This window comes from Siminovitchia jepli (genome assembly GCF_047228825.1).
Taxonomy (GTDB): Bacteria; Bacillota; Bacilli; order Bacillales; family Bacillaceae_C; genus Siminovitchia.
Window position 1 is genome coordinate 1 of the sequence record NZ_JBFEGN010000119.1, and the last position, 7,832, is coordinate 7,832.

The 7,832-nt window shown below is 42.6% G+C and carries 7 protein-coding genes; 4 read left to right on the forward strand and 3 right to left on the reverse strand.

Annotation, left to right across the window (positions count from 1 at the left end; translation table 11 throughout):
• Window positions 1-199: 199 nt before the first annotated feature.
• A complete protein-coding gene (locus AB1L08_RS20575) occupies window positions 200-745 on the reverse strand; it encodes an ImmA/IrrE family metallo-endopeptidase (protein WP_413066486.1) in 546 nt (181 codons plus the stop codon).
• Window positions 746-939: 194 nt separating this feature from the next.
• Here AB1L08_RS20575 and AB1L08_RS20580 point away from each other — a divergent pair, with 194 nt between their 5' ends.
• Entirely contained in the window at window positions 940-1,086 is a 147-nt protein-coding gene (locus tag AB1L08_RS20580; protein WP_413066487.1) for a hypothetical protein, read from the forward strand.
• A gap of 238 nt (window positions 1,087-1,324) precedes the next feature.
• On the opposite strand, the gene AB1L08_RS20585 is transcribed toward AB1L08_RS20580, so the two are convergent.
• Window positions 1,325-2,203: a TetR/AcrR family transcriptional regulator gene (locus AB1L08_RS20585; RefSeq protein ID WP_413066488.1), complete on the reverse strand. Its 879-nt coding sequence runs from the start codon at window positions 2,201-2,203 to the stop codon at window positions 1,325-1,327.
• A 179-nt stretch (window positions 2,204-2,382) separates the two neighbouring features.
• On the opposite strand from AB1L08_RS20585, the gene AB1L08_RS20590 reads away from it, so the two are divergent.
• Window positions 2,383-3,876: a DHA2 family efflux MFS transporter permease subunit gene (locus tag AB1L08_RS20590; protein WP_413066489.1), complete on the forward strand. Its 1,494-nt coding sequence runs from the start codon at window positions 2,383-2,385 to the stop codon at window positions 3,874-3,876.
• Between the two features lie 94 nt (window positions 3,877-3,970).
• On the forward strand, window positions 3,971-4,780 hold the full coding sequence (locus tag AB1L08_RS20595; RefSeq protein ID WP_413066490.1) for a S1C family serine protease: 810 nt from the start codon (window positions 3,971-3,973) through the stop codon (window positions 4,778-4,780).
• Between the two features lie 368 nt (window positions 4,781-5,148).
• On the opposite strand, the gene AB1L08_RS20600 is transcribed toward AB1L08_RS20595, so the two are convergent.
• Window positions 5,149-5,823 (reverse strand): hypothetical protein, encoded by a 675-nt coding sequence (locus AB1L08_RS20600; protein WP_413066491.1) that lies wholly within the window; start codon window positions 5,821-5,823, stop codon window positions 5,149-5,151.
• Window positions 5,824-6,009: 186 nt separating this feature from the next.
• Between AB1L08_RS20600 and AB1L08_RS20605 the strand changes: the two genes are divergently transcribed.
• Window positions 6,010-7,671: an ABC1 kinase family protein gene (locus AB1L08_RS20605; protein ID WP_413066492.1), complete on the forward strand. Its 1,662-nt coding sequence runs from the start codon at window positions 6,010-6,012 to the stop codon at window positions 7,669-7,671.
• The last annotated feature ends 161 nt before the right edge of the window (window positions 7,672-7,832 follow it).

Here is a 7,832-nt window from a genome sequence, read left to right on the forward strand (position 1 = left end):
AAGGGAAGCCTCGAGCGAGTCCCCTCGTTCGACAGAACGATTTGTGCGCGAACGTCGTGTGGAAAAGCTCCAGTCCGAAACCAGAACCTCATCTGGAAATGGGAAAAGCACAAAGTACACACGCGCCATTGCGATTTGTCGCAATGCAACCGTGACCCTTTAGGGTCCCGGAACCTCCCCATTTCAATGGGGAGAGGTTTCAGTATGCAATTTTTTCGGCTTGTTGTAATAATTGCTCATGTCTCAATAAATCTTTTTCGTAAACCAATTTGTAAGTGATGAGTCCCTGTTGTTTCATCTGCTCAAAAATGGCCCAATCCACCAGACCGTACATCCTATTGAGCTTTTCAGCGTTTTTCCAGGCGGTTTTCTCAAATTGCAGATTCATCTCATGTTCTTCGAGGAGCATGGCCAGTGCTTTCCGGTTGGAAAACAGTTCTTTTTTGGAGCAAGTATGCTTTATTTCGTAACTCTCCATTGTCCTAGGCAATGAATCAAGCAAAGCTTCACGGTCCATTGCATGACCCAGTTCATGCAATGTGAATGTCTGCACATACTGTTCGAGGGTAACGGGAGGCTTAACTTCTCCTATTGCTGTTTGAATCCGTTTTGCGTCAAAGCCTACATAATGGAGAATAAAATTATAGCTCATATTGATGCCGCATGGCTCATGTCTTATTTCTACATCCATACCCACAGCGTCCATCGTGTCTTCAATCAACTTTTTTATTTTACTTTTTATCATTTCTCCCCAGAGCCTTCTTCTTTTTTTATTTAAACTGCCATGTTCTGATAGCCATATCTTAACATGAATGATGCCATTCTTGGAGGTCCATTATTATATAAATTTATGCATAAATATTCAACAAAATTCCTTTTATTGATTTTTTCTCCAAACATGCCTGAAATACATCATTTCATTTTGTGTCTGGTATTCTGATGGGCTGCCAAACACATATAGAAACGATGGAACTGTCAGACGAAAAAATAAGCGCCATTAACGTATCAGAATCAAACGGGTTGGGTAAGATGAACGAAGATGTCATCCCTGTCTTTTACAGGCAAGGAATCCATAAAAGCATTTAAAAGGGCGATAACTTCCGCCCAAAAAAAGTGGATAATCAAAACCCGATTATGATGTGATGGTTGAATACGGGGAAGGCCCGCCAACACATGGCATTCATTTATGGCTCGGCAAAGAAAATGAAAAGAGCATGTTCATGTATATCCGGGATGATGAGGTGTATTTGACTTCGGTAAAAGACACCGGGAAATGAAGGGATTTCTTAAGTATAAAAACCAATAAAAGGGAGGATAATCTCCCTTATTGGGCTTTTTTCAAGTAATTGTATAGGACATTTGCCAATTCCTTGGCTTCTAATTCGTCACGGGTGCCTGTAAAGATTTCTCCGAAGGCACGGAGAACGGTTTCGAGCAGAAAAACTCTTGGTTGGCCTGATTGTATTTCTTCCATAAGAAATTCGATATATTGTTTACTTTTATGATCATCACCAAGCGAGTTGGAGAAGTTCGAAAGCCTGTCCAGTATTTGTTCCTTTGTAAATGTTTCTTCAGTCAAACTTTCTCCGGATGGCAACAAAATCCGATCCCCGAGCAGTTTATCATCGAGATGAATCATATTGGCCATTATGGCATCCGTCCTGCGCATGATGAAGCGAATGAGCTTATGTGTATCCAATTCTTCTTTTAAGCCTGATACCCATACGTTAATGAAATGTTTTAACATACCAACGATCATAATGGCACAATCTAAGGCATAAGGTTGTGCTTTCTTGCCGTATATGTCCACCAATCGGTTTGTGAGCCAAGAAAGCTCAGTCAAGTGGCGTTTTTGGACGAAGTCTCTTAGTTCAGGGTCCTTGGAATGGAAGATGATTTCGAAAAGAGGCACCAATTGGTATTCTTGATTCACCTCTAACCTGATGGCAATCTGTTTTATAAAAACATCTTTATCTGTAGGATCTTTTCCAATCATAAGTTCATGTCTTCTGGCGGTTGCTACTTCGTATGCATGAATGAGGATGGCCATCAGACACTCATTTTTAGAGGAAAAGTAGTTATAAAACGTTCCTTTTGAGATGTGTGATTCGTCCAATATATCCTGGACAGAAGTGGCGGCAAAGCCTTTTTCTATAAAAAGCCGCTTTGCTGTTAATAAGACACGGTGCTTCCGGGCATTCATTTCATCACCTATAGACTAATGGTATAATTTTATAGTAGCCATTATCCCTATAATTATCAATGTTTTTCTTTGAGTAAGTTTTTTTTATTGAAAAAGTTGAACATAGAGTATAGAATATGAAAGGTAATAATCAACGGGAAATTTGACTTTAAGCTTCATGGTAAAGGATGAGAAACAGGATGGATATACAAGAATTGCATAAAAAACCCCCCTATGGCATGATTGCCATACTTTTTTTCGGCGCATTTGTGGCTTTTTTGAACAATACATTGTTGAATGTAGCGCTTCCGACCATTATGACGGAATTCAATGTAAAACCAGCCGTCGTACAGTGGCTTACCAATGGATATATGCTTGTTAATGGGATTCTGATACCGGCCAGTGCATTTTTTATACAGAAATTTACGAACCGCAGATTGTTTTTGACAGCCATGTCATTATTTACATTGGGAACTGCGCTTGCCGCTTTTTCACCTTCATTTGGTGTGCTTATAGCAGGAAGGATGATCCAGGCCTCAGGTTCCGCCATGATGATGCCGCTTCTTATGAATGTGATGCTCGCTGCATTCCCTGTGGAAAGGCGGGGGGCAGCAATGGGAATGTTCGGTCTTGTCATTATGGCTGCGCCTGCGATTGGGCCGACGCTATCAGGCTGGGTGGTGGAACATTACAGTTGGCGGACCCTCTTTGAAATTGTTCTTCCCTTCGCTGTTCTGGCTTTAATTCTTGGATGTATTAAATTGAAAAATATTACCCCAAACCGTGATATTAAAGTGGATGTTTTGTCACTCATTTTATCAAGCATTGGTTTTGGCAGTCTTTTGTACGGATTCAGTACAGCCGGTGATAAAGGCTGGGGTGCTTTGGAAGTGTATGGAACGATCATCATCGGAGTTGTTGCAATTACAGCTTTTATCTTTCGCCAGCTTCGCATGGAAGATCCGATGCTGGAGTTCAGGATCTATAAATATCCGATGTTTGCTTTATCTTCGGTTATCATGGTCGTTGTTTCCGCCTCCATGTTCTCGGGAATGATTTTAACTCCGATTTATGTTCAGACAGTGCGGGGGATTTCCCCGTTCCATGCCGGGCTATTGATGCTTCCCGGGGCAATCATGATGGCAATCATGTCGCCGATTACAGGCAGGCTTTTCGATAAATACGGGGCACGGGTTTTAGCGACAGTCGGTCTTTCCATAACCGTGATTACAACATATCTTTTCCACAACCTTGCCGTAGATACCAGTATTTATCACATTATGATGCTCTATACGACTCGTATGCTTGGGATGTCCCTTGTCATGATGCCCGTGATGACAAATGGATTGAATCAGCTGCCGATGTCGGCCAACCCCCATGGTACAGCGATGAACAACACGCTGCAGCAAATATCGGGGGCCATTGGAACGGCGGTTCTTGTTACAGTGATGAATAACAGAATGGAAACGAAGGGTACAGAACTTGCCGCGAAGGCTGCAGCTGCCGGGAAATCGTTAAATAGTCCTGAAGTAATGAAGGAATTGGCGAAGCAAGCAACGCTGGAAGGCATTACATTTTCATTTTTAGTGGCAACTTTCATTGCGGCTGTCGCCCTTGTTTTGGCTTTATTCATGAAACGGGTGAAACCGCCCAAAAAAGAGAAAGGTTTTGTAAAAAAATTTCAGACAGAATAATCTAGTCGCAAACGAGTTCATCCTGCATGAATTCGTTTTTTTTACTCTAAAAAAACCCCGTATGCTACAATGATACGGAAGGATGTGGGAGCGTATGGGGGAAAGAACAAATCATCAAGTTGACAGCGATTTGATCGAGCAGCTCGAAGAAGAGGAAATGATTGAACTGGTTCACGCTGCCCAAGAGGAGGCAATTCGTAAAGCTGCACTTGAAAAAGAAAAGGAAAAGCCTGTTCGCCGATTTCCAAGATGGTTTTTTTGGGTAATATCAGCGATTTTCCTTTTCAGTACCTTTTCCTTCGTTTTTCAAACCTACTCCATACCTGCCATTGAATTTTTGACGGCTTCCGCCAGACTGTCAGTAAATGAAGAAATTCAATTCTATAAAAAAGCGGTTGTCACCATTGCGGCGGGGGACAGTAAGGGAACGGGCTTTTCGATTTCAAGTAATGGAAAGATTTTAACCAATTTCCATGTGATTGAAGGACATGAGCGGGTGACAGTTGATTTTCTCGACGACGGAATATTTACGGCGGACGTCGTGGATACATATGAAGAGATTGATCTGGCGTTGTTAAAAGTGAAGGGTGAAAATTTACCTTTTCTAAAGCTGGCAGATCAGCCGGTCTACCGGAAGGACGATTTGATTACATTCATAGGGAACCCTCTCCGCTTTCACGGAATCGTGAATGAAGGGACAATCATTGATTCCATCCAATTAAGTGGCTGGGAGGAGGAGGTCATGATGATGAAAGCTCCTGTGTACCGTGGAAACAGCGGCAGCCCTGTCATTGATGAAAATGGCCAGGTCATAGGAGTGGTATTTGCGACGACAAAGCATGAGGTTTACGGCAAGGTGGGATTGGCAGTACCCATTGAATTGTATCGCGCGGTAAAGCAATAAACCTTGATTTTACTCCGCGGCCAGATGGAAATGATCAAGGGAACAAACACGATTGAAGGCATCATGTTTGTCCAGAAAAACAAATACGGACTTACAGCAAAAATAAACCAGCTGATCCTCGATAACATGATGGAACATTTCAAAGAAAACAGCCCGATTTGTTTGCGTAAAATATAAGGAATACTTTGATGGGATGCCATTCGGCTTTCCGATGTACCGGCCACTTTTGAAGCCAATATGATCCGCTTTGGAAAAATACAATCCGGATTCTGGTACTTACTGACTGCTTTTTGAGGGTAAACAATCCGGATTTTTTATTTTACTGTTCCTTTGAAAAATCCGATCCTTTCTATCCGATCCTGCAACAATCATCCTGTTGAGTCTCTATGCTTTAGAGCATTAAGCTCCAATTCCGCATCAGCGATCCTGCGATTTACAAAGACAACGTTTTCCCGCAAAGTCCTGATTTCGTTTAAAAGAATGTCATCAGCATTAATGCTTTCTAAATGATGTCTATCTACTTTTTCTGACAGCCGATCGAGCTTCTGTTCAACATTATTTATTTTTGCTGTCAGCCTGTCCTCAACGGAACAGATTCTTTCCTCAACGGAATCGATTCTTTCCCCGACGTTTTTAAGGTCCTGCTTCGTGGCCATCCTTTCCTCGACCGCTTTCAGGTCCTGTTTTGTGGCCATCCTTTCCTCGACCGCTTTCAGGTCCTGTTTCGTGGCCATCCTTTCCTCGACCGCTTTCAGGTCCTGTTTCGTGGCCATTCTTTCCTCGACCGCTTTCAGATCCTGTTTTGTGGCCATTCTTTCCTCGACCGCTTTCAGGTCCTGCTTCGTGGCCATCCTTTCCTCGACCGCTTTCAGGTCCTGTTTTGTGGCCATTCTTTCCTCGACCGCTTTCAGATCCTGTTTTGTGGCCATTCTTTCCTCGACCGCTTTCAGATCCTGTTTTGTGGCCATGCTTTGCTCAACGTTCGAAACCCTCTTACTCAAAGCTTGCAGCTCACTTAAAATCAAATCCAGTTTTTGTTCCACTACATTTCCCCCCTCTCTATTTATGTTGATATGCCTTTATTATACAATTGCTTTAGACATAGTCAATCTCGCAAAATTAAATCTTTAACGTGTTTTTTCCTTTAGAATGAAAGTTTTGTAATAACATCCACGATCTTTATAATGAAAGAAACCCTAATTTTTATATACACAGCCGGAGGGATGGAAATGTTCAGGAGAAGAATCAAGCACACCCAGCGCTATCAGGAAATCATCAATGCTTTTTTAAAAAATGGACTCGGTCATTTGTTGTTTCGCATTGGTTTGATTGACCGGTCGGGAAAGACACGGGATACAAATGAAACTATGAAGGATTTGGGGATCAGGCTTCGTACGGCTTTGCAGGGACTGGGGCCGACTTTTATTAAGCTTGGACAAATCGCAAGCTCCCGCCGTGACTTGATTCCGGAAGAGATTGCTTCTGAACTGGAGAAGCTTCAGGACGATGTCATGCCTTTTTCGTATGAGAAGGTCCTTGAAATCGTGGAACTGGAGCTCGGCGATACAATAGACAATCTTTTTCATACGTTTAACCAAACGCCCCTTGCAACAGCTTCGATTGGGCAGGTACATATTGCGAAGCTTTTTACAGGTGAAGAAGTGGCTGTAAAAGTTCAACGGCCGGACATCCAGTCGATTATTGAAACTGATTTGGATATTTTGCATGATTTGGCCAGAGGGGTCGAAAAAAGGATGGAGCTGGCAAGGCGGTACCGGATCCGTGAAATGATTGAAGAGTTCTCCGCTTCTTTGCGCAATGAGCTGGATTACGAAGTGGAGGGCCGCAATGGGGAACGGATCGCAAAGCAGTTTGAAAACGAGCCGTCTATCCACATTCCACGGATTTACTGGGATTTTTCTTCAAAGAAGGTTCTTGCGATGGAATTGATCAAAGGGATCAAAGTAACGCACGTGGACAAGCTGGATGAAGCAGGATATGACCGGAAACTGATTGCCGCGCGGCTGGCCGATTCGATGTTCAGCCAGGTGCTGGAACATGGTTTTTTCCATGGGGACCCGCATCCAGGCAACATCTATATTTTACCAAACAATGTCGTTGTCTATTTGGACTTTGGAATGGTGGGGCAATTAAGGGAAGATTTGAAATATCATTTCTCCTCTCTTTTGATTAATTTGCACCAGGGCAATTCCAAAGGAATGATCAAGACATTTATCGATATGAATTTGCTCGACGAGGATACCGATATGGCTGACCTCAAGTACGATTTGGATTGCTTGATCAGCAACTATTATGATGCTTCTTTCAAGGAAATCAGCATGGGGGCGGCGCTCACCGATGTATTTTCCATTGCCTACCAACACCATGTAAGAATTCCGACTGAAATTGCCATTCTCGGCAAGGCGATTCTCACGATGGAGGAGATTATTAAGAAATTGGACCCGGACTTCAGCGTGATGAAGGCCGTCGAGCCATTCGCCGAAAAATTGTTCAAGCAAAGGCTAAGCCCCAAAAATATTCTGAGCAGATCCTTGGATGACATCATTGAAAACATGGAAATTATCCGGGACTTGCCGAAGGATTTGAAGGAGTTCACGACAAACGTTAAAAAAGGCAGACTTCGTTTTGACATTAATATAAAAGAACTGCAAACCTTCCTGCAAAGGCTGGATAAAATCAGCAACCGGCTCTCTTTCAGCATCATCCTTCTTTCCTTTAGCATTTTAATGGTCGGCTTGATCATTGGGACCGCCATTGCCGACAAACAAGCATTATTATTCAGGTTCCCTGTCATTGAAATCGGCTCGATCATTGCAACACTCATGTTTTTATTTATGATTTATTCGATCTTCCGGTCGGGAAGAATGTAGTATGTTAAAACCCGTTTTTCGGGTTTTTTGCATTTTAAGGAAGATCGCAATTTAAATCAAAACCGGTTCTGTTTATTTTGCTATCTTATATATACTCTCGGTATTCCAAACGAGTAAATTCCTGAATTCCCAAAAATTTACTGGAAATGGAGTGTAATCTG

What these genes read in the sequence shown, in the direction of transcription:
- AB1L08_RS20575 (WP_413066486.1), bottom strand. Translation starts at nt 745, where the DNA reads ATGATAAAAAGTAAAATAAAAAAGTTGATTGAAGACACGATGGACGCT.
- AB1L08_RS20580 (WP_413066487.1), top strand. Translation starts at nt 940, where the DNA reads ATGGGCTGCCAAACACATATAGAAACGATGGAACTGTCAGACGAAAAA.
- AB1L08_RS20585 (WP_413066488.1), bottom strand. Translation starts at nt 2,203, where the DNA reads ATGAATGCCCGGAAGCACCGTGTCTTATTAACAGCAAAGCGGCTTTTT.
- AB1L08_RS20590 (WP_413066489.1), top strand. Translation starts at nt 2,383, where the DNA reads ATGGATATACAAGAATTGCATAAAAAACCCCCCTATGGCATGATTGCC.
- AB1L08_RS20595 (WP_413066490.1), top strand. Translation starts at nt 3,971, where the DNA reads ATGGGGGAAAGAACAAATCATCAAGTTGACAGCGATTTGATCGAGCAG.
- AB1L08_RS20605 (WP_413066492.1), top strand. Translation starts at nt 6,010, where the DNA reads ATGTTCAGGAGAAGAATCAAGCACACCCAGCGCTATCAGGAAATCATC.